This is a genomic window from Methylobacterium sp. FF17 (genome assembly GCF_025813715.1).
Classification (GTDB): domain Bacteria; phylum Pseudomonadota; class Alphaproteobacteria; order Rhizobiales; family Beijerinckiaceae; genus Methylobacterium; species Methylobacterium flocculans.
The window spans coordinates 2,559,025-2,579,698 of record NZ_CP107532.1 but is presented as its reverse complement, the minus strand read 5'-3'; the positions used below and the strand labels follow the sequence as shown (position 1 = coordinate 2,579,698).

Here is a 20,674-nt window from a genome sequence, read left to right as displayed (position 1 = left end):
GGCCTCCGCTTCGGCGGAACGTACTCCAAACCCCGCACTGCCGGTGATCACCGGCGGAGCCAGCGACGAACGCCGATCACCAGCGCGGCCGCGAGCACGACGAGGCCGAGGCCTGGATGCAGCAGGGCGGCGGCCTGGAACAGGACGAACACGCCGAGGAAGGCCATCCAGGGCTTCAGGGCGGGCGGGTCGCCGGGCTCCAAGACTTGGTCGGAACCCGGCCGCTCCGGCACGGGCGGGCGACCGATCGGCGGGACGACGCGGCGGCCGGTCGTGCTCGCTGCGCGGCGATCCGCCTCGTCCTGGGCCGCCTCCGCCGCGATCAGGACCGGATCGGGCTGCGGCGCGGCCCGTTCGGCCGGAACCCACCAGCCCTCGCGCGGCGGCACGCCCTGCGCGGAGCGCGCGCGAAAGGCGGTGATCCGGGGCTGTGCGATCTGCTGACCCGTCCCGTGCCGCTCGACGAGCCTTCTCGCCTCGGCGACCAGGGGTGCGCCGGCCTCGGGCGTTACCATCCGGACGAAGCGAGCGAAGCCGAGGGCGGCCCCCAGCACGGCCGCGTCCGCGCTCCGGCCCCAGCGCCGGCCGGCAGGCCCGTGCCGCTCGATCCCGTGCAGCAGGGCGCGGAAGCGGCGCAGGGTCTCGCGCGGCACCGCGACCCGCTCGTTCACCGTCAGGCCGGTGACCTCCTGGTGCCGGCCCCGCCGCATCACCCGGGTCTTGTCGGAATGGACGGTGAAGCCTTCCGCTTCGACGATTTCGTGCACGTATTTCAGCAGCGCGCCGGTCTTGGCCGCCGCCGCGCCGGAGGCGGAAAAGGTCATGTCGTCGGCGTAGCGCGTATAGGTGAAGCCGAGCGACCGGGCGAGGCCGGCGAGCCGCGCGTCGAGGCGGGTGCAGACGAGGTTGGTCAGGGCCGGGCTGGTCGGCGCCCCCTGCGGCAGGCGCCGGGGGCCGCGCGCCGCGTAGAGGCGCTGCCCGTCGATCTCGACCGCGTCCACGTCCGGCTCGGTGCAGAGGAGCGCGAGCACGGTGGCGACGGGCTCGGCATAGCCGAGACCCCGGAACTTGCCCTTGATCCGGCAATAATCGAGGGTCGGGAAGAAGTCCTTCAAGTCGAGATTGACCACCACGTCTCGCCCTACATGCTGGGCGGCGTTCGTCAGGATGGAGCGACCGGGCACGAAGCCGTGGGCCGCGTCGTGCACCGGGGCTTGATCAAGGACGGCATCGAGCACCCAGTACTGCGCCCGCTTCAGGCGCGGCATCGGCGCCGAGATGGCGCGGACGCCGCCCGTCTTCTTGGGGATGGTGAAGCGCTGGTAGTGGCTCACCGTCGTGAGCGCCCGGTCATAGGCGAGGAAGCGCAGCTCGCCGAGGCTGATCCCGATGGCCTGCGCCAGCGCGGCGGGGCTCGCCAGCACCGGGAGACCGCCCGACGGCGCGGCGGGGGCCGTCTCGCGCGACGAGAGCCCGGCCGAGACGCCCTCGCCGAGGTAGAGGATCTCGGACTTGCCGCGCGCATGCCAGGCGAGCGCCCGCTCATGGCGGCCGCGGGCGTTGCGCAGCCGGGTCTCTCCCCGACGCTTCAGGGCCTCTGTCTTGCGGCGCTTGTGCATCGCCTTGAGGGCGGCGTCCGGATTTGCCCACAAGGCTGCGCGGCGGTGCAGGTCGGTCAGCTCACGCACGATCTCGCCCCGGCGGCGGTTCAGGTCTTCGGGCGGGTTCGGCTGGTCGGCCCCGTCCGGCCAGTAGCCGAGGCGGATCATCTCTTCGAGGACGACCTCGTCCTTCGAACTTTCGCGGATGCGGTCGTAGAGCTGCTGGCGGGTCAGCGAACCGGGCTGGACCGTCATGGGCGGGAAGCCCCGACGATGGCTTGAGCGAGGGACGCCGGCCGGAAAGCCTTCGTCAAGTCTCGGGACTGGTCCGGTCCACTCGATGCCGGCACGACCTCCCCGGCGCATTTGGGTTCAAGGAACCCAAACCGAAAATGCGCCGGGGAGGTCAGTGCCGGCCCAGTGAAGAACGGACCAGTGACGCTTTGCCGGGCAGGGTGCAGGGACGGCGAAGCGCCGCCCAGGGTGCAAGGTCCGCTCCGGCCGACGCCCCTCAGGGTCGAAAACGTAGGGGATTCTGGCACGGGTTTCAATCGGCTGCGTCCACTCACGCCTGGCTCCCCATGGGCTCTTTCTCGGCTTCGAATCTGCCCTCGACCTGAGCGTGGAACTGGCGGCGCAGGGCCAGCATGTGCTCGCACGGGCCGCGCGCCAGCCGGTTGCGGATATAGAAACCGCAGGCGCAGCGGCCGCCGACCATGCGGTCGTCCGCGTCGATCTCGATGGCGGGGGACACGGCCCTGCCGTCGTCCAGGACCGTTCCGGTGAGGCTGCGCCGGCCATCAGCCCGATCGACGGGGCCGAGGGTCACGAGGCCGGCGCCGAGGAAGCGGTCGGCCTTGGCCTCCTGCGCGGACGCGAAGCGCAGGGCCCCGGCATCCAGCGGTGTGCGGGTCAGTTCGCGCAGGCGGTACACCCGCTTGTCGAGGTCGAACATGGCCCGGCCGGCCTGCACGTAGCCCCCCAGGGCTGCTCCCACGATTCCTCTGTCGAGACCGGTCTCGGCGGCCAGGGCGCCGGCATCGGCGAAGTGGTGGCGGCTCAGTGCCGCGAAGACCCGTGCGGCCGTGTCCGCATCGATATCCGCGCGCGGGGCGAGAAGGTCGAACTGCCCGGCCCGCGACCAGTCGTTGGCGGTCCAGCCGGAGAGGCCGAGGGTGAAGCGCAGGCCCCCGAAATCCACCACCGCGAAGGACGGCAGCCCGGTGCCGAGGAGATGCAGGCGCACGGCCTTGGCCAGCGGCAGGGCGCGGGCAAGGATCGCCAGCCGGCGCCGGCCCCAGAGCCGGATCTCGGCCCCCGTGGCACCGCGATAGATCGAGCGCCGAAAGGTCAGGCGCTCGTTCCAGGGCTCGATCACCACGCTCACCGGCCGGTCGGGTTCGAGCAGGAAGCGCAGGGAGCGCGGGCCGTGCCGCTCCCGGCGCGCCGCGAGCCGTGTCAGGATCGCGTGCATGTCGACGGGGTGCAGGTCGACCACGTGCGCCGGCTGCGCCATGGCGCTCGAGACTTGGAGGAAGCCCCGCATCCAGGACTCGGGCAGGTCGATCTTGTCCTCGCGGAACGCCGCCTCGCCGGTGGTCTCCACCGAGAACCCGTCCGGATCGATGGACAATTCGGTGTGCCGGTCGCTGCGGATCTTCTGGAATTCGTCGTAGAGGGTGTGGCTGTAGTCGATGTTGGTGGTGCCGAAGGCCATGTCGCCCAGGCGCTCGAACACGTCGTGGTCGCAGGACAGGCGCCCGTAGGTGGATTCGTCGAGGCTGAAGCACTCGAAGAAGATCTCGTCCGGATGCACGGTGATGACCGGGTCGAGTACCATCCAGGCGTCGAGATCCTCCTTGTAGAGACGATTGAAGTAACGTTGGCGCGCGTCGTAGAAGGGCCGCATCACGACCTGGGAGCGCGCATCGATGTCCTTGATCTCCTTGCTCAGGGCTTCGATCTCGGCGCGGATCGTGTCCTTCTCGGTGAGCGCTTCGGCCAGGAGTTGCTGCTCGTTGGCCTGCAACCAGGCGAAGTAAGCGGTCTGGTCCTTCGGCTTGAAGCGCAGATCCGAGACCACGACGTGGTGCAGGGCCGAGATCGCCTCCCGGAACGGCAGATGACGCGAGACCCTGCCGGTGAAGAAGGTCGGTTCGCGCAAGGTGTCGGGGGCGAAGCCGAGCCGGGTCGCCCCGCCTTCCGTGACGGCGCGGCTCTCGCCGAGATAGCGATGGACGAAGTTCATGGGGTGGCCTCCGCGCGCGCGCCTGAGGTCCGCCGCGCCTCGGGCGGGCGGGCGACGAGCGGCGTGGCGAGGTCCGGATAGACCGCCGCGAGATCGCGCAGGGTCAGGATCGCGGCGCTCCGGTCGCGGGCGGTGCCGCTCAAGGAAAGGTCGGCGAAGAGGGGCACCAGGCGTTCCGCCCGCGCGCGGCTCCGCAACGCCTCGGCCCTGAGGAACGCGGCCATGCGGTCCTTGGCGGTCCGGCCGGTCAGCACCTGCAGCAGGACGATGCGCGCGAGCGGGACCAGGCGCGCGAAGGCATCCTCGCTCGCCACCGCCCGCTCCGTCAGGAGTTCGGTGAGCAGCAGGTGCATGGAGGGCGAGGGATGCTCCAGCAGGCGCAGAACCTGTGCGTCGGCATCCTCCGGCCGGAGCCGCGTGCGCAGGAGCTGGCGGGCGAAGGCCAGCACGTCCGGCTTCACGCTGTCGGTCACCACGGCGAGCGCAGCCGGTGTCCAGGCCTCCTCCGGCCAGGTCGCGAAGTGGCTCTGCGCGAAGGCGAGGCTGTCCGGCCAGTCGCTCTCGACGAGGAGCACCGCGTCCGCCGCCTCCGCCTGAAAGCGGGCCGGCTCGGCCTCGAAGGCGGCGCACGCCCATGTTCTGACCGAGAGATGCGGATGACCGCCGAGCCGCGCGATCTGGCGCACGCTGAAGAGGTCGGGGCTCCGCTCGGCCAGGACCACCGCGCCGAGGCGCTGCGCGCCCTTCGCCCGCGCTTGCGACAGGCGCCACACGGTGCCGGGATCGAGGGCGGCGAGTTCGCCCGGCACCGCCCCCTGCAGGAGGGCGATCATGTCGCCGGCGAAACGATCGTCGGGGGCGGTGCGGAACAGGCTCGCGATCACGGCCTGCGCCAGATCCGGGGCGCTGCTGGAATCGGCCTCGACAAGGCGCCGCACGAGGGGGCGCGCCGCCCGGCGCAGGGCGCTCCCCGGACCGCTCGCGAGGGTGAGGATGCGGTTGGCATATCCAGCCAGACGCGCGTCGTCGAGCCGGGCCATGAGGCCGAGCACGGCTTCGCGGATCTCTGCGGAGTCCGATCCGATCAGGGCGTCCCAGCGCTCTGCCGGCACATCATCAGCCCCGATACTGGATTGCGCCAGCAGGGCGATGCCCGCCGCGGCGACCTCGGGGGCGGGATGCGCCATCAGGGCGGCGGCATCCGCGCCCGCCGCCGGCATGTCGCGATCCGGCCAAAGGACGGGAAGCGCCATGCGCAGGGCCCGAATTGCCGCACTGTCCGTCGGGTCGAGCGCCGGCGGCATCGCGCGCAACCACTCGACCAGCCGAAGGGTGAGCGGACCGGCGACGTCAGCCGGAAGGCGGCGCTCGCGGGCGAGGCGGGCGACGGCCTCCGTCGTCTCCGGTTCGGGGCTCGTCACCAGCGCGAAGGCCAGCGACGGGCTCGACCAGGGCAGTCCCGGCTCGGACTCGATCCGGCGCAGGGCGAGGCTCCGCGCCTCGGGCATGGCCGCCCGGATCAGAGCCGACAGGAGTTCCGGGTCCGCCTCCCCCTGCGCCAGCCGGGCGCGGGCGATGTCCAGGCCCAGGCATTGAACGGCCGGAAAGGGTGCACTGAGCAGGCGCCCCAGGTCGGCCGCCACCAGGGCTTCGCAGGTCTGCGGGTCGGCCCGAAGGAGGCGCAGGCCCAGCATCGCCGCGGGTTCGATCCGCGCATCGGCCGCGAGGCGCAAGGCGAGGTCCGGGCGTGGACTCCAGAGGTCCGGAAAAGCCTCGTCGCGGAGGTCGGGATCGGGATCGGCCTCGAGGAAGAACGTGGCGGAGCCGGAACACGGACGCGCCTGCGCGGCGTGGCGGTACAGGAGGTGGTTCGCAGTCCAGTTTCCCGCGAGGGGGCCCCGCACGCGCGGCACGCGGCCCCAGTTGCCATCCGGCTGTCGCTTCCAGGTCGCCGAGGCCGTGCGCGGTCCCAGATCCTCCGGCCGCAGGCTCAGCAGGACGGCGGCGGCCAACTCGGCGAAGGCGGGGTCACCAACCTCGCCGCGCTTGCGCAGGGCCCGCCAGATCCGGCGCTTGAAGTAGAGGAGGGTCGCCGAGGACAGGCCGATCCGCGCCTGCGCCGTACCAAGCTCCTCGCGGATCGCGAGGCGCCGCCTCACCTCCGGCAGGTAGACGTGGCTGTTGCCGGAGCGATACATCGCCGTCGCGGTTTCGAACCGCCGGGCCGTCGCCGCGAAGAGACCGGCATCGTCGGCCATCTCGGCATGCTTGAAGAGCCGGCGCAGGCCGATGAGGAAAGGCGGCCGGGCCGGAAGTCGGGGCAGCGCGGCGCAGAGGGCGGCGTGCAGCCCGGCGTCGTCCTGTGCGCACCGGCCGAGCGCCACCAGCGCCGGCCCGACCTCGGCCGGATGCTGTTCGGCCAGGCCCAGGAGCGCCCCCACGAGGCCATCCGGGTCGCCGGCCCCGGCCGGCCCCGCGAGCATGGCGGGCAGGTCGGGATCCGCGCCCGCCACGCGTCGCTCGGAGCCCATCAGCGGGCAGACGAGGGCGAACCGGGCGAGATCGCGGATGACGACGCTTCGGGTGCCGGCCGCCACGGCCTCGAGGGTCGGCGCGGCTTCGGCGCCCACGGCGCGCGCGAGGGCCCAGACCAGGGCGTAGCTCGCCTCCGACGGTCCGCGTTCCCGGGCAAGCGCAAGGAGGTCGGGCGCCGCTGCGGGGAGCCGGAGCTGTCCGATGCGCCAGAGCAGGCGTTCGCGATCCGCCTCCGGCCAGGCCCAGCGCCGGCAGCCGGCGAGGCGCGCCAGGAGCACACCGGCGCGGCCCTCGGCCGGGGCGCTCGCCACAGCGATTCCGGAGCCGGGGACGTCCTTCCGGCTGTATCCGCCGTTGATCTTCGACACGACGACGCTGTCGAACACCCGCTCGGCCGCATCGCGCGCGACGGGCTGTGGCGTCTTCGACCCTTCCCGCAGGATCGCACCGCGTCGGCCGTAGCGGATATTGACGAGGAACCGCTCGGGGCCGGCGAGGGCGTCGTTCTCGACGAGGTCGACCTCGTAGACCTTGTCGGAGGTTCCCTCCGCCAGGTGGAGGCGCGCCGAGCGGATGACCCTCATGCAGGCAGCCCGGACCGGGCGTCGCGGCGATCGATGATGGCGGACATCGTGTCTCCTTGCGGCGGCGAAACAGGCACCGATCACCCACGCGCATCCGCGACTCCGCGACATTGTGACCGATTAAGAATATCTACCCGGCCCGGGAGCCAGGGGGCAACCCGTCGGCCCCTGGCTGCGCCGCCTCCGGGAGCGCGATCGATCCGGTCGACTCGGGACAGGCTATCGGACGCTCACGCCGTTCGGCGCGTGGGAGCCGCAGATTCAAATCCCGCCGATGCGACCGGCTTTCCTCCCGGCGAGGGCCTTCGCGGCTCGGAGCGCGTCGCATCGACCGATTCATCGGGGCTCGGGGGATGAAGGTCGGACAGCGGGGACGACGGACATCTCAGGGCCTCAGGCGGTCGTCGGCGGCACCGCCGCGATGCCGGCGCCGGCCGCCCAGGCGGCGAGGTCCTGCTTGCGGATCGCCGCCGCCATCAGGTCGGGGAAAAGGTCCGGCGTGCAGGCGAAGGCGGGGACGCCCAGCGCCGCGAGCCGGCCGGCGAGCGCCCGGTCGTAGGCCGGCGCGCCCTCGTCGGAGAGGGCGAGGAGGGCCACCACCTGGACGCCCGACGCGACGAGGCGCTGGGCCTGGGCCAGCAGCCCCGCCTCGACCCCGCCCTCGTAGAGGTCGGAGATCAGCACCAGCACGGTGTCCTCGGGGCGCGTGATGCGTGCGGCGCAGTAGCTCACCGCCCGGTTGATGTCGGTGCCGCCGCCGAGCTGGACCGAGAACAGCACCTCCACTGGATCGTCGATCTGGTCGGAGAGGTCGACCACGGCGGTGTCGAACACCACGAGCCGGGTCGAGACCGCGGGCAGCGAAGCCATCACGGCGCCGAAGATGCTCGAATAGACCACGGAATTGGCCATCGAGCCCGACTGGTCGATGCACAGGATCACGTCCTTGAGCGACCCCCGGCTGCGGCGTCCGTGGCCGAGGCGGGTCTCCGGGATGATGGTCCGGTACGCCGCCTGGTAGTGGCGCAGGTTCGCCCGGATCGTGCGGTTCCAGTCGATCTCGCTGTGGCGCGGGCGGCGGTTGATGCTGGCGCGGTCGATCGCCCCGCTCACCGCCTGCCGCAGGGGCTCCTCCAGTCGCCGCATCAGTTCGTCCACGACCCTGCGCACCACGAGGCGGGCGGTCTCCTTGGTGCCGCCGCCCAGCAGAGCCCGCATGGAGATGAGCGTCGAGACGAGATTCACGTCGGGCTGGACCGCCTCCAGCATCTCGGGCTCGGCCAGCATGCGCTTGAGGTCGAGGCGTTCGAAGGCGTCGCGCTGCATCACCTGCACGACGGAGGCCGGGAAATAGTCGCGGATGTCGCCGAGCCAGCGCGGCACGGAGGGGGCGGAGGCGGCGAGACTCCCCTTGCGATCCGAATCGTAGAGGGCGCCCATCGCCCGGTCGAGTCGCGCGTCGTGCTCCGACAGGTCGGCGCGCGTGCCCTCGGCCGCACCGCCGCCGAGGACGAGGCGCCAGCGGCGCAGGCGCTCGGCCTCGGTCGTGCGTTCGGTCCCGTTCATGCGGGGTCTCCGGTGGTGCGGGCCGGCTCGGGGCCCAGAAGCAGGCGCAGGAGGGGCAGCACCCGTGCGGCGCGGCCGGCATCGAAGGTCTCGGGGCCGGTCGCGGCGTCGAGGGCGGGGCCGCCCGGTCGGGCCAGGGTCTCGCCGATGGTCCGGCGCTCGGGCGCGGGCAGGGTCGCGAAGGTGCGGCGCACCAGGGGCAGGAGTTCGATGAAGGTCTCCGGCGCGAGGTCGCAGAGCCAGCCGTCCACCACGCCGAGCAGGCCCTCGCCGTGGATCAGCACCGTGCCGCTGTCCTCCAGGAATCCTTCGATCCAGGCGGCGGCGGCCAGCGCCCCAGCGGCCCGGGACAGGGCGCGGCGCATCCGGTCCCCGGCCTCCGCCGCCGTCATCGCGCCCTGGTCGAACAGCAGCCGCACCGCCCGGCCGACGACGCGGCCGTGGACGTGCTCCTGGTCGGCGAGCGCCGTCAGCGCCTCCCCCCAGAGAGCCTTCAACGCCGGCTCCTCCAGCAGGGTCACGGCGCCCGAGACCGCGACGATGCGGGCCTTGGCCACCGCCGCCGCGTCGTCGTCGAGGCTCTGGCAGGCGGCGACCAGCCCGGCGGCGGCGCGTGGCACCAGCCCGCGCACCACCGCCAGCACCGGCTCGGTGTCGGCGGCGCGCACCGAGCCGTAGCGGGCGAGTTCGGCGAGCGGCGGCAGGGCGTCCATGAGGTCGAACACGTCCGCCGAGACCGCGGCACGGTCCTCCAGCGCCCGGATCACGTCGGCGGTCGCCCCGGCGAGGTCGGCGTCGAGGAGCGTGCCGATCAGGCCCGAGAGTTCGGCGACGCGGGTGGCGGCGCGGGCCTGGTTCCGCACCCGGCCGGCGGCGGCTTCGGCCAGCGTGCCGCCCTCGGCCGAGGCCGCCACCAGTTCCACCACCCATTCGGGCTTCCAGGCGAGGAACCACGCCTCCTTGAAGGTGCCGCGCCCGCGCGCCTGCCGGCGCTCGCCCCAGGGGATGCCGAGGAGGCGCGACCGGTTGAGGAAATGGCTGCGGGCGAGGTCCGTCTCCTTCCGCAGGTCGAGGGTGATCTCGCCCGCATCCGCGCCGGGCCTGAGGCGCAGGCGCTTGCACTGGGCGGCGAAATCGGCCTCGACCGGCGTGCCGGGACTGTCCGGCGGGGTCGCGCCGAGGCGCTCGCCGATGACGAGCCGGCGCCGGATCAGCACCATCGGGGCATCGTCGGCAAAGCACAGCGTCGCCCGCGCGGCCTCGTCGAGGTCTTCCAGAGCGGGCCGGGCCCGGCCGCGAAACCCCGCCAGGGCCTCGGCGAGGCGGGCCGCCTCGATCACAGAGGCCGGCGAGGCGTCGAGATCCTCCGCCCGCAGCAGGGCGGCGGCGCGGGCGAGCCAGCGCGCGGCGACGCGGTCGCCGTGGTGCCAGAGCGTGTCGTACCATTCGGGCGAGAGCACCCCGGCGCGGTAGCCCGAGGCGGTGGCCAGCCGCTCGTAGGACCACGGCGCCCAGGCGGCGGCGACCTTCGTCTTCGGCAGGCCTTTCAGCGTCGCCGCATCGAGGCCCGACTGACCGCGCGCGTCGTGGCGGGCGAGCGCCGGCACGTGCCAGGCGCCGCAGACCACCGCGATCCGCGCGAAGTCCTTGCCGGCCTTCCGGATCGCGGTGCGCATGTGCGCCTCGCGGGCCTCCTCGCGGAACGCCTCGCTGCAGTCGGGTTCGGCCTGCTCGCGCAGCGCCGACATCGCCTCGGCGATCGCGGCGAAGACGTCGCCGTCCGTCGCCGTGCGGCTCTCGATCAGGGCGTCCCACCAGCGCTCGCCGTCCGGGTAGCCGGCGGCCTCGGCGAGTTCTCCCAGCGGATCGCGCCGGATCTCGGCGGGGATCGGGGCGGGGCCGTCTTCGGGTGAGGCTTCTGCCGCGACCTCCAGAGCAGTCTCGGCGCCGTCGAGGGTCTCAACCTGGTCCGGCACCCCGAACCCGTCCGCGAGCTGGATCGCGTGCGGCAGGTCGATGAAGCGGATCGCCGCGCCCGCCGCGATCCCCTGGCGCATCGCCACCCATTCGGGCGAGAAGGCCGCGAACGGGAAGAACGCGCAGGTGCGCGGGCTGTCCGGCCGGTAGACGAGGAGGGCCACGGGCGGCGTCATCTCCGCATGGGCGGCGAGCCCGATGAGGTCATCGGCATCGGGCGGCCCCTCGATCAGCACGCAATCCGGCGCGAACGCGTCGAGGGCCGCCGCCAGGGAGCGGGCGGAGCCGGGTCCGTGGTGGCGGATGCCGAAGAGGCGGATGTCAGGCATCGCGATCCCATGCGGCCGTGCGGCGAAGACCGATGCGGCGAACACTCATGCTGCTGGCGTCCTCGTGAGGGTTTGTGCGGAACGTGACGGGCCTCCGCGTCCTCCCCCCTGCGCGGAAGTGAGGGTTGGGCCGCGTCGAGACGGGGGGACTATGGCGACGGACGCGGCTGGCCGGATGGGAAGGACGGCGCCCGCATCGGCACCGGCGCTCCCCGCTCCCGGCCGCTCCGCGATCCCCCCGCCACGAAGCGGGAAGGGCGTGGCGGACCGTCAGGCACCCGCGCGGGCGGCCTTGTAGAAGTCCTTCCAGCCGTCGCGCTCCTTGACCACCGTCTCCAGGTATTCCCGCCAGACGATGGCGTCCTGCACCGGGTCCTTCACCACGGCACCATTGATCCCCGAGACGAGGTCCCGCGCGCTGAGGCGGCCGTCGCCGAAATGGGCGGCGAGGGCCAACCCGCTCCCGACGACGCTGATCGCCTCCGCCGTCGAGAGCGTGCCGGAGGGCTGCTTCACCCGGGCCTTGCCGTCCACGGTGATGCCCTCGCGCAATTCGCGGAAGATCGTGACGACCCGGCGGATCTCCTCGGCGCCGGGCGGCTCGGCCGGAATCTCGAAGGCGCGCCCGAGGGCCGCCACCCGGCTCTCGACGATGGCGATCTCGGCCTCGATGGTGGCGGGGGGCGGCAGCACCACGGTGTTGAAGCGGCGCTTGAGGGCGCTCGACAATTCGTTGACGCCCCGGTCCCGGTTGTTGGCGGTCGCGATGAGGTTGAAGCCCTTCCGGGCCGAGACTTCCGCGTTCAGTTCCGGGATCGGCAGGGTCTTCTCCGACAGGACGGTGATGAAGCTGTCCTGCGTCTCGGAGGGGATGCGGGTGAGTTCCTCGACGCGGGCGATGCGGCCCTCCTCCATGGCCCGCATGATCGGCGAGGCGACCACCGCCTCACGGCTCGGCCCCTTGGCGAGCAGCAGCGCGTAGTTCCAGCCGTAGCGGATCGCCTCCTCGCTGGTGCCGGCCGTGCCCTGCACGATGAGCCGCGAGGTGCCGCAGATCGCGGCCGCCAGATGCTCGCTGACCCAGCTCTTGGCGGTGCCGGGCACGCCGAGCAGCAGCAGGGCGCGGTCGGTAGCCAGCGTCGCCACCGCGACCTCCATCAGGCGCCGGTCTCCGATGTATTTCGGGGTGACGGCGAACCCGGATTCGAGGGTGCCGCCCATGAGGTAGGTGACGACGGCCTGCGGCGACATCCGCCAGTTCGGCGGGCGCGGCCGGTCGTCGGACGCCGACAGCGCCGTGATCTCCTCCGCGAAGGCATCCTCGGCGGCCTCGCGCAGCCGCGCGGTCTCCTGTCCGTTGCTCGACGTCATGCTCGGGCGTCCTCCCCTGTTCCGGTCTCGGGTTCGAAATCCCCGCGCATCGCCACGCGGAGCGCCAGCGTCTCGGCGAGCGCCGTGAGCTGGTTGCGCAGGCGAGTGCCCTCCGCCTCGCCGAGATGTGCCAGGATGGCGGCGGCACCCGCCGTCGCATCCGCGCTCGGCCAAAGCCGTTCGCCGAGCCGCTCGACGGTCCAGCCCTTCGCCAGGGTCTGACGCAGGCTGTCGGAGCCGCGGCTCACCAGGGCGAGCCAATCGAGGAGCGTGGCGCTGAACGGCTCCGAGAAGCGCTCGGGCCCGTGGGCGAGCATGGTCGTCACCACCTCGATCCGGCGGGCCCGGATCAGTTCGGCGACCCGCGCTTCCCACGCCGCGTCGGGCAGGAGATCGAGCGCCTGTGCCCAGCGGTCGAGGAGCTGGCTGGTGCGGCGCACGCCCGGGAGCTTTTCGGCGTAGGCCTCGGCCAGCACGTCGGCCATCGCCTGCGTCCAGTCCGGGTCGAGGCTGCGCCCGACCGCGCTGGAGAGCCCGTCGAGGACCGGCTCCGACCACTCGCTGGCGAGCGCCAGCGCGATCCAGAGACGGGGTGGATGCTCGGCGAAGACCGATAGCGGCGTGCGCGCGAGGATGCCCTCCAGCAGCACCGACCGGGCGCCGCCGTTCCGGACCTTCCAGGTGTTCCCCTCCACGCCGTCGCGCAGGAGCGCGGGGCTTTCCTCCGGCAGGGTGACGACGAGGGTGGGCGTCGTGCCGTCGGGGCCGCCTTCGCCCGCGATGGCGAGCGCCGCGCGTGCCCGCTCCGCCATGCGCTCGGCGAAGCGCGAGCCGGGCAGGCGCGGCAGCAGGCGCTGCGCGGCCGTGCGCACGCCGCTGGCACGGTCGTCGAGGCAGGCTTCGAGGAAGGTCTCGTCGGCCTCCGACAGCCCGATCTCCAGCCCGTACACCAGGGCTTCGCGCAGATCCGCCTTCTCCTTGCGGAAGCGAGTCTCCAGGGCGGCGCGGGCCTGCTCCGGGTCGCGGGCCCGGAAGGCCGCGAAAGCGGCGCGGCGCTCACCCGGGGTGCCTTCGGTCCAGTCGGCGGGCCCCTCGGTCGCTGTGGCGGGGGCCTCGCCGCAGACGCGCGCGAGCCAGGCGAGCTCGGGGCCGGCGATCCGGTCGATCGCCTCGGGCAGGGTGTTGCGCTGAGCGGCGAGCGCCGGGAGCAGCCAGGCGGGCGGGCGCAGCCCGGCTTCGGCGGCCAGTTCGCACCACTCCGCCAGATGCTTGCGCACGACGTAGTCGCCCACGAGGATGCCGTGGAGCCGGGTCGCCGCGGCGGGCGGGCATTCGGGTCCGAAGACCTCCCGTGGCGGCAGGGGCACCAGCGCCTCCGCCCCGAGCCCCGTCCCGGCGCGGTGCAGGGCGCCGTGGGCGGCGAGCCGCGCCAGCAGCGCGCCGCCGGAATCGGTCTCCGCGACGAGGTCCGCGACGGGGCCGGGCGCGGCCGGCGGCGCGCGCTCGGCCCCCAGCAGGGCCGCGGCGAGGACCGGCTCCCAGCCGTCGTCCGTCGGGCGGGTTTCGATCTCCGTCATCAGGCGACCCGGCGCAGGATCGCGTGCGGACCATGCGCCGGAACCGCGAAAAGCTGGCCCCCCGCCACCACGGCGAGGGGGACGAGGGCGTGGCCGTCATGGAGGCCGAACAGGTCGACCGGTCGGCCGGCGGAGACCGCGAGCAGTGTCGGGAGATGGGAATCGGCCCGCAGGGCGAGGCAGCCGGTCCCATCCCCCACCCCGAAGCTCCCTGCTCCGAAGCCCCCCGCCCCGACGCTCCCCGCGAGGCGACCGAGGCGCACACCGGCGAGCCGCACCGGCCAGCGCTCGGCCCAGGGCGCACGGGCCAGGACCGCCGCGAAGCCGTCCCGCGCCGCCGCGACGGTTCCCCCGCCCGGCAGGGCGTCCCACGAACCCGTCTCGGCCCGGCCCTCCCGAAGCGCGGCGCGCAGGGGCGGGTCGCCCGGCAGGAAGGCGAGCGCGCCGCGAAAGTCCTGACCGGGCATGGGACCGGGCGGTGGGGGCGCGCCGGCGGTGCCGTAATCGATCACCTGGGCCAGGGCGCCCGTGGTGCGGCCGGCGAGCCAGACCGAGCGGGCGGTGAGCTTGTCCTCCTCCTCGACGCTGTGGGCGAGCACCGCCCAGTCATCGGACTGGTCCGGCCGGACCGCCATCTCCTCGGCGCCGACGGGGGAGCCGAGCGCGGCGCGTACGCCCGCCGCCTGCTCGGGGTCGAGGAGGTCGAGGCGGCGCGCGGCCCGGACCAGGAGGGCGAGGCGCCCGAGGCCAAGCCCGAGGGCCGCCTCGGGCCGGAGCGCGCCGGGCTGGGCCGCCGCCGCGAGGCCCGGCAGGGCCCGGACCCGGCGGGCAAGGCCCGGCGCCTGCCCGTCGACGAGGCGCCCGGCCATGCGGTCCCAGAACGCGTAGGGCTCGCTCCGGGCGCCGGCGAGGCCGCGCCGCATCAGGTCGCGCAGCCAGAGGTCGAGCTCGTCCAGCGCCGCCGCGACCTTCTCCTCCCGGGCCTGGCGGCGCTTGGCCTGCGCGCGCTCGTCGACGGGCTTGGCCGGCTCGCGCGCCCGGGTCTCGGCGGCCGTGGCACGACTCTCGCGGCCTTTCGCCCACGCCTCGACCCAGTCGGGGGCCGTGGCCTCGGCGAGCGTTGCGGCCGCATCGACCAGCATCAGCCCGAGCGCATGCTTGCAGGGGAACTTGCGGCTCGGGCAGGTGCATTTCGAGGCCGGGCCGGCCGGATCCGCGACGGTGCGGTAGGGGCTGGCGCCGCTGCCCTTGATCTCGCCCCAGATCATCGTCCCGGCCCGGCCGGTGCCGCTCCACTTCGCCGGCTTGGCCTGGTCCTGGCCCGCCTTGCGGCTCGCCGCATCGGGGGCGAGGTCGAGGATCTGTGCGCTCGTCAGAGTCATGCGTCGGGACGACCCGATAGTCCGTTGATCGAATGTGGTGGAAGCCCAGGCTAGCAACTTATTCTGCTCAGGCAAGCTTGACGAAGCTCGCCCGATGCTATTCTTTCTCCATCCCGATTCGAAGTAGACTTACCGGTTGAGCGTGATCCTTCTCGCAAATGCCTCACGAGCCTCTGGGCTCGCCGTGCTAGACCGGCCTTATGTTTCGCCGGCTCTTGTCACATGGGTTCACGCCGCGTGATGACATCGATCGCGGGCCTGCCGGACTTCCTGATCTACCTCGGCACGGCGGCGGGACTGGTCGGCCTGTACCTGCTGACCTACACCCTCGCCACGGCGCATAACGAGGTCGCGCTGATCCGGCGGGACGTGACGGCGGCTGCGATCGCGCTCGGCGGCAGCCTGCTCGGCTTCACCCTGCCGCTCGCCGTGGCGATCTACAACGCTGGCTCCCTGCTCGACTGCCTGATCTGGGGCCTCGTCGCCCTCGTGGTGCAGATCGCGATCTATTGGCTGGTCCGCCTCGCGGTGCCGGACCTGTCGCGGCGGATCGAGGAGGACCGGGCGGCGGCCGCGATCCTGCTCGGCGCGGCCTCCCTGGCGGGCGGCGTCCTGAACGCCGCCGCGATGACCTATTGAGGCCCGGTTGACCGGAACCGCTCCCCCTGCCGATCCTGCCGCGGCCAATCCAGCCGGAAGCCCTCCCGAAGCGGCGCAGCCGCGGCGTCGCACCAAGCGCTCTGTCACCGTCTCGCTGGTGCTCGTGGCGGGAGCGGGCGCCGCCGCCCTCGCCCTCGGACGCATCGACCCGGCGCAGCGGGAGGACGACGCCCTCGTGTACGGGACGCTCGGGGCCTGCATCGCCGAAGGGCTGCGCAGCATCGCGGCCTGCACCGACGCTGAGAGCACCGCGCGGGAGCGCTACGCCGCGACCGCGCCGCGCTACGACACCGAGGCCACGTGCGCGCGCCACCACGGGAAGGGCGGATGCCTCCCCGGCGCAGACGTGACGGAGGCCGCGCGCGGGCACTACCTGCCGGTGATGGCCGCCTACATGATGGGGCGGACGGAGGACGGGGATATCCCGGTTCAGCCGCTCTACGCACACGCCCCGGAGGCCGAGGCGGAAGGCGACACGGGAGGATACGCGGGCGGGCACGCGGGCGGCTACTGTACCGGCACGGGCGGCCGGGTCGCCTATGCGGGCGGCGCCTCGCGCGTCTCCGTTCCGTCCTCGGTCGCCCGCACCACCGCCACCGCCCCGCGCATGGTGGCGGCCGGCACGATCAGCCGGGGCGGCTTCGGCGGGACGGGGCGGGCGACGGCCTTCTCGGGCGGGCATTCCGGCTCCGGAGGCGGCTGATGCGCCGCGTCGCCCTTCCCGAGCGGCCCGATTGGGGCGACCACGCGGCCCGGGCCGGCTTTCGCTTCCACACCTTCGACGACGCGCCCTACTGGGACGAGAGCGCCTATTACGCCTTCAGCCTCGCGGAGATCGAGGACGACCTCGAGGAGCCGAGCCGGGCGCTCCACGCGCTCTGCCTCGCCTTCGCCGACCGGGCGGTGGCGGATGAACGAATCCTCGCTTCGCTGCGCATCCCCGAGCATGCGTGGGACGCGATCCGGGCGAGCTGGCGACGGCGCGACCCCAGCCTCTACGGGCGCCTCGACCTCAGCTACGGCGGGACCGGGACCGGACCGGCCAAGCTCCTCGAATACAACGCCGATACCCCGACCGCCCTCTACGAGAGCGCAGTGTTCCAGTGGCTGTGGCTGGAGGATGGGCTGGCCCGGGGCCGATTGCCGGGGGGCTCCGACCAGTTCAACGCGCTGCACGAACGGCTGATCGCGCGCCTCGCCGAGATCGCCCCGCCGCAGGGCATCACCTTCGCGGGCTTCGCCGACGCGCCGGAGGATCGCGGCACGCTGGCCTACCTGCAGGATTGCGCCGTCCAGGCCAGCGCCCGCGCCCCCTTCCTGCCCGTGGAGTCGATCGGCCTCGCCCCGGACGGCCGCTTCGTGGACGAGGCCCGACAGCCGATCGCCTGCCTGTTCAAGCTCTACCCGTGGGAGTGGATGTTCACCGATCCGTTCGGGCGCGCGGTCGGCGCCACCCCCACCCGCTTCCTCGAGCCGCCCTGGAAGGCCGTGCTCTCCAACAAGGGGTTGCTCGCCCATCTCTGGGCGATGGCGCCGGGCCACCCGAACCTCCTGCCGACCTTCTTCGAGGACGACCCCGCCAAGGCCGTGCTCGGCCGAAGCTTCGTGAAGAAGCCGCTCTACGCGCGGGAGGGCGCCAACGTCCTCATCGTGCGCGACGGCGCGGTGGCGGAACGCTGCGAAGGCCCCTACGGCGCGGAGGGGCATGTGCGACAGGCCCTGGCCGAACTGCCCGGCTTCGACGGGCGCCGCGCCCTCGTGGGCAGCTGGATCGTGGGCGACGCACCGGCCGGCCTCTGCCTGCGCGAGGCGGACGGCCTCATCACCACGGACCGGGCGCGCTTCCTGCCCCACCTGATCGACGCCTGACCGGAGATCGGTGCCGCCCAGTGGATCAGAGTGTCCCGGGCGCGTCGGGTCCATCGACCCGCCGCGCCCGGGGCCTGGTCGGTGCGGAGCCTAGACGAACAGGAAGTGGTCGGTGTGGAGCTCGCTCTTGACCGTATCCACGATGGTGAGCTGGTCGGCCCCGTGCGTTACCACGGTGTCATTTCCCACGGTGGCGGTGTGGGCCATGACATCGGCATAGCTCTGGAAGACGTCGCGGCTGAAGGTCAGCACGTCGTGGCTGGTTCCTCGTCCTTCGGCGTAGAAATCCAGGATCTTGTCTTTGCCGAAGTTGTTGCCGAAGAGGAACTGATCGTTTCCGGCACCGCCCGTCAGCACGTCGTTCCCGGCTCCTCCGGTGAGGCGGTCGTTGCCGTCGCCGCCGAGGAGGGTGTCGTTGCCACCCTTCCCGTCGAGGATGTCGTTCCCGGCGAGCCCCGAGATCGTCTCGCTGTTCGCGGTGCCGTTCAGGGTGTTGGCGCGGGCGTCGCCCCGGATCTCGGCACCGGGCACGGGGGCCGGCGTCGTGGGAACCGGCACCGGCGTGGTGGGCACGGGTGTCGGCGTCGGAGTAGGGGTGGGGACAGGGAGCGTGCCGCCTGAGGTGCCCGGCATCCAGTGGCTGAGGTCCGGGGCCGCCGGGGCGGAGCCGGCCGACCCCATCGTGTTCGTGCCGGTGGTGGCCGCCTCGAACTGGGCGTAGGTGGTCGAGGCATCACCCCAGTCGAAATGCCCGTCGGCCGTGTGGAAGGCGTTCTTGTTCCAGATGCTGCCGCCGTTGATGTAGGCGGCGTTGTTGATGTTGCTCTCGCCCCCGTTCAGGCCGTTGCCCGCGCCGTTCACGATGACGTTGTCGTGGATGTTCTCGTTCCGGATCAGGTAGGCGCCGCGATTGCCCGAGCCGCGATCCTCCTCGATCAGGCTGATCCCGTTGCCGGCATTGGTGGAATCGACGTAGTTGCCGAAGACCTCGACGTTCGGGGAGTTGTGGACCTGGATCTGGCCGCCCCAGAGCCAGGCGGGGTTGCCGGGGGTGCCGCCGCCGATGCTGTTGTAGCCGTTGCCGATCAGGACGTTGTTCTTGATCACGGCATCGTAGCTGATCTCGTGGCTGATGCCGCCGAGCGCGTTGTGCACCACGAGGTTACCGTCGTAGGTCGCCTTGTAGTTGTTGATGTCCGTCCAGAGACCGTTTCCGGCATTGTCGTGGGAGTAATTGTCCTTGACCAGGAGGTTGGTGGTCTCGGTGAACTTGGAGCCGCCGCCCTCCCAGCTCATGTCGATCCCCGACCAGGACCCGTTGCGCGCGAGTTCGTTGCCCTGGACGACGATGTTGGCGCCGCCGCCGTCGAGCCCCATCTCGCCGTTGTCGTGGACGTAATTGCCGATGATCTTGCCGTTGGTGCCGACATTCGCGCCGACGCCGTAGATGAGGCGGATCTCGTTGTTCTGGATGGTCCAGCCCTGGCCGCTGCCACCGTCGATGGCCGAGAACTGCGCCGGCGTGTTGTACTTCTCCACCGTGAGATTGGAGATGGTCACGTTGTTGGCGGTGCCGTTGAAGGCGACCGCGCTCTGTCCGGTCTCGACCTTGTGCCCGGTCGGGTCACTGCCGAGATAGATCTTGTCGGCTGCATAATCGAAGTAGAACGATCCCGCCGTCAGCTTCGAGAGCGCGTCGACCGGCTTCAGGGGCTTGTCGTCGAAGAAGACGGTCTCCGGGTAGCCGCCGCGCTGGGCGCCGGGGGCCGCGTGGTCCGTCAGGTTACGAACGCCTTCCTGCGTCTGTCCACCGATGACCCAGGCCGACCCGGACTTGGTGAAGGACGTGACGAGCTCCGACCCGTTCAGCACGGCGCCGGGAGCGCCGATGAACACGTCTCCGTCCTTGGGCTGGATTGTCACCTCCCGGTGCGTGCCGGCGGCGAACCAGAACGTGGATCCGGTCGGAGCCTGGTTGACGATCTGCTGATAATTCGCACCGACCGCGAGTTCGATGGAGCCCGGGGGCTTCTGCGCAGCGGTGACACCGTATTGAGCCATGCGTGTTGAACTTTCTTGATCGTTATTCTGCTGTGATGGAAGGATCGTCGTCTTGACCGAACGCTGGATCGTCCCGCGAACGAAGACGGACGCGGCTCGACCTTGATCGGGATCTCAAGTCGACCTTGATAGCGATCTCATGGGCCCGAGTTTCCACGACGCAGCACCCGTCGATGCCGCGATGGGCGGCCTACGACGTCACGTCGACTTGGAGACGATGCTGTGTAGAGGGGACGGTGACCGGCGCACGACAGGCACAGGTCTTCCGCACGACGGTTGCGTTGCTCGAGAAGTCAGGTCCACGTGAGGCGGGAGGAGGTGCGAGGGGGAACGGACACAGCCTCGGACGAAGCCGCGCCTTCCGACGCCTGGATCGGGCCTTGCGGGTCACGGAGCGTTTCGCGCAGCACCGTGACGGGCTCGGCCGAGCCCGTCAGATCACCGGAGAATCCGAGTGTTCCAATCGCACAAGATGATCATAAACATTTGAAGGTTTTACAGACTGATATCCTATGATTAGGAATTCTATTTTGTGTATATAATCCTCCTCTGACCTGTGATTACTATACAAAAGACACAAAACAATGTGTCATGAATGTGGCAGGCCGAAGTATGACATCTATCAATACTTAGGCGTCATCTTCGAGTTTTAAGAGAAATCGCGATATCTGACTTATTGACAGCCATGTCTTCGATACGTCGCACGTGCGCCGCTGTTCTGCCGAAGGCAATGACCCGCTGCCGGTTCGATTTGTCGAGAAGCAGAGACACTGCGGGGGCGCAGCCCGAAGGTCGAAGCTGATCCTCCGAATACCGGTCAAGCTTGGCCTTGGCCTGTTCGTCGACGACCCGACGACTGTACCCAGCGCGCCGGTTTCTAACATTTGATCACTATAGGGTCCGAGGCGAGCGGC

General features: G+C 71.7%; 12 protein-coding genes. 3 read left to right on the top strand and 9 right to left on the bottom strand.

Annotation, left to right across the window (positions count from 1 at the left end; genetic code table 11):
* Positions 1-47: 47 nt before the first annotated feature.
* The 8 genes from OF380_RS11990 to OF380_RS11955 form a co-directional block, all read right to left on the bottom strand.
* The gene (locus tag OF380_RS11990; RefSeq protein ID WP_264050982.1) at positions 48-1,856 is read right to left on the bottom strand and encodes a reverse transcriptase family protein; all 1,809 of its coding nucleotides are present in this window, start codon (positions 1,854-1,856) and stop codon (positions 48-50) included.
* A gap of 310 nt (positions 1,857-2,166) precedes the next feature.
* Positions 2,167-3,849: an SWIM zinc finger family protein gene (locus OF380_RS11985; protein ID WP_264050981.1), complete on the bottom strand. Its 1,683-nt coding sequence runs from the start codon at positions 3,847-3,849 to the stop codon at positions 2,167-2,169.
* Positions 3,846-6,968 (bottom strand): hypothetical protein, encoded by a 3,123-nt coding sequence (locus tag OF380_RS11980; RefSeq protein WP_264050980.1) that lies wholly within the window; start codon positions 6,966-6,968, stop codon positions 3,846-3,848. The genes OF380_RS11985 and OF380_RS11980 overlap by 4 nt, the downstream gene beginning before the upstream one ends.
* A 393-nt stretch (positions 6,969-7,361) precedes the next feature.
* Positions 7,362-8,534: a VWA domain-containing protein gene (locus OF380_RS11975; RefSeq protein WP_264050979.1), complete on the bottom strand. Its 1,173-nt coding sequence runs from the start codon at positions 8,532-8,534 to the stop codon at positions 7,362-7,364.
* Positions 8,531-10,840 carry a DUF5682 family protein gene (locus OF380_RS11970; protein ID WP_264050978.1) on the bottom strand — a complete coding sequence of 770 codons (2,310 nt, stop codon included), beginning with the start codon at positions 10,838-10,840 and terminating at the stop codon, positions 8,531-8,533. Before OF380_RS11970 ends, OF380_RS11975 begins: the two co-directional genes overlap by 4 nt.
* 270 nt (positions 10,841-11,110) lie before the next feature.
* Complete coding sequence (locus OF380_RS11965; protein WP_264050977.1) at positions 11,111-12,211, bottom strand: ATP-binding protein; 1,101 nt, start codon at positions 12,209-12,211, stop codon at positions 11,111-11,113.
* Positions 12,208-13,788: a DUF5691 domain-containing protein gene (locus OF380_RS11960; RefSeq protein ID WP_264050976.1), complete on the bottom strand. Its 1,581-nt coding sequence runs from the start codon at positions 13,786-13,788 to the stop codon at positions 12,208-12,210. The genes OF380_RS11965 and OF380_RS11960 overlap by 4 nt, the downstream gene beginning before the upstream one ends.
* A complete protein-coding gene (locus tag OF380_RS11955) occupies positions 13,788-15,170 on the bottom strand; it encodes an SWIM zinc finger family protein (RefSeq protein ID WP_264050975.1) in 1,383 nt (460 codons plus the stop codon). The genes OF380_RS11960 and OF380_RS11955 overlap by 1 nt, the downstream gene beginning before the upstream one ends.
* Before the next feature lie 240 nt (positions 15,171-15,410).
* On the opposite strand from OF380_RS11955, the gene OF380_RS11950 reads away from it, so the two are divergent.
* The 3 genes from OF380_RS11950 to OF380_RS11940 are packed head-to-tail and all read left to right on the top strand — an operon-like array spanning position 15,411 to position 17,699.
* Entirely contained in the window at positions 15,411-15,809 is a 399-nt protein-coding gene (locus tag OF380_RS11950) for a DUF350 domain-containing protein (RefSeq protein WP_264051301.1), read from the top strand.
* A 7-nt stretch (positions 15,810-15,816) separates the two neighbouring features.
* Positions 15,817-16,533, top strand: a complete 717-nt coding sequence (locus tag OF380_RS11945; RefSeq protein ID WP_264050974.1) for a DUF1190 domain-containing protein — start codon at positions 15,817-15,819, stop codon at positions 16,531-16,533.
* Positions 16,533-17,699: a glutathionylspermidine synthase family protein gene (locus OF380_RS11940; protein ID WP_264050973.1), complete on the top strand. Its 1,167-nt coding sequence runs from the start codon at positions 16,533-16,535 to the stop codon at positions 17,697-17,699. Before OF380_RS11945 ends, OF380_RS11940 begins: the two co-directional genes overlap by 1 nt.
* A gap of 90 nt (positions 17,700-17,789) precedes the next feature.
* Here OF380_RS11940 and OF380_RS11935 read toward each other — a convergent pair whose 3' ends face one another.
* On the bottom strand, positions 17,790-19,760 hold the full coding sequence (locus tag OF380_RS11935; protein ID WP_264050972.1) for a right-handed parallel beta-helix repeat-containing protein: 1,971 nt from the start codon (positions 19,758-19,760) through the stop codon (positions 17,790-17,792).
* Positions 19,761-20,674: the final 914 nt, after the last annotated feature.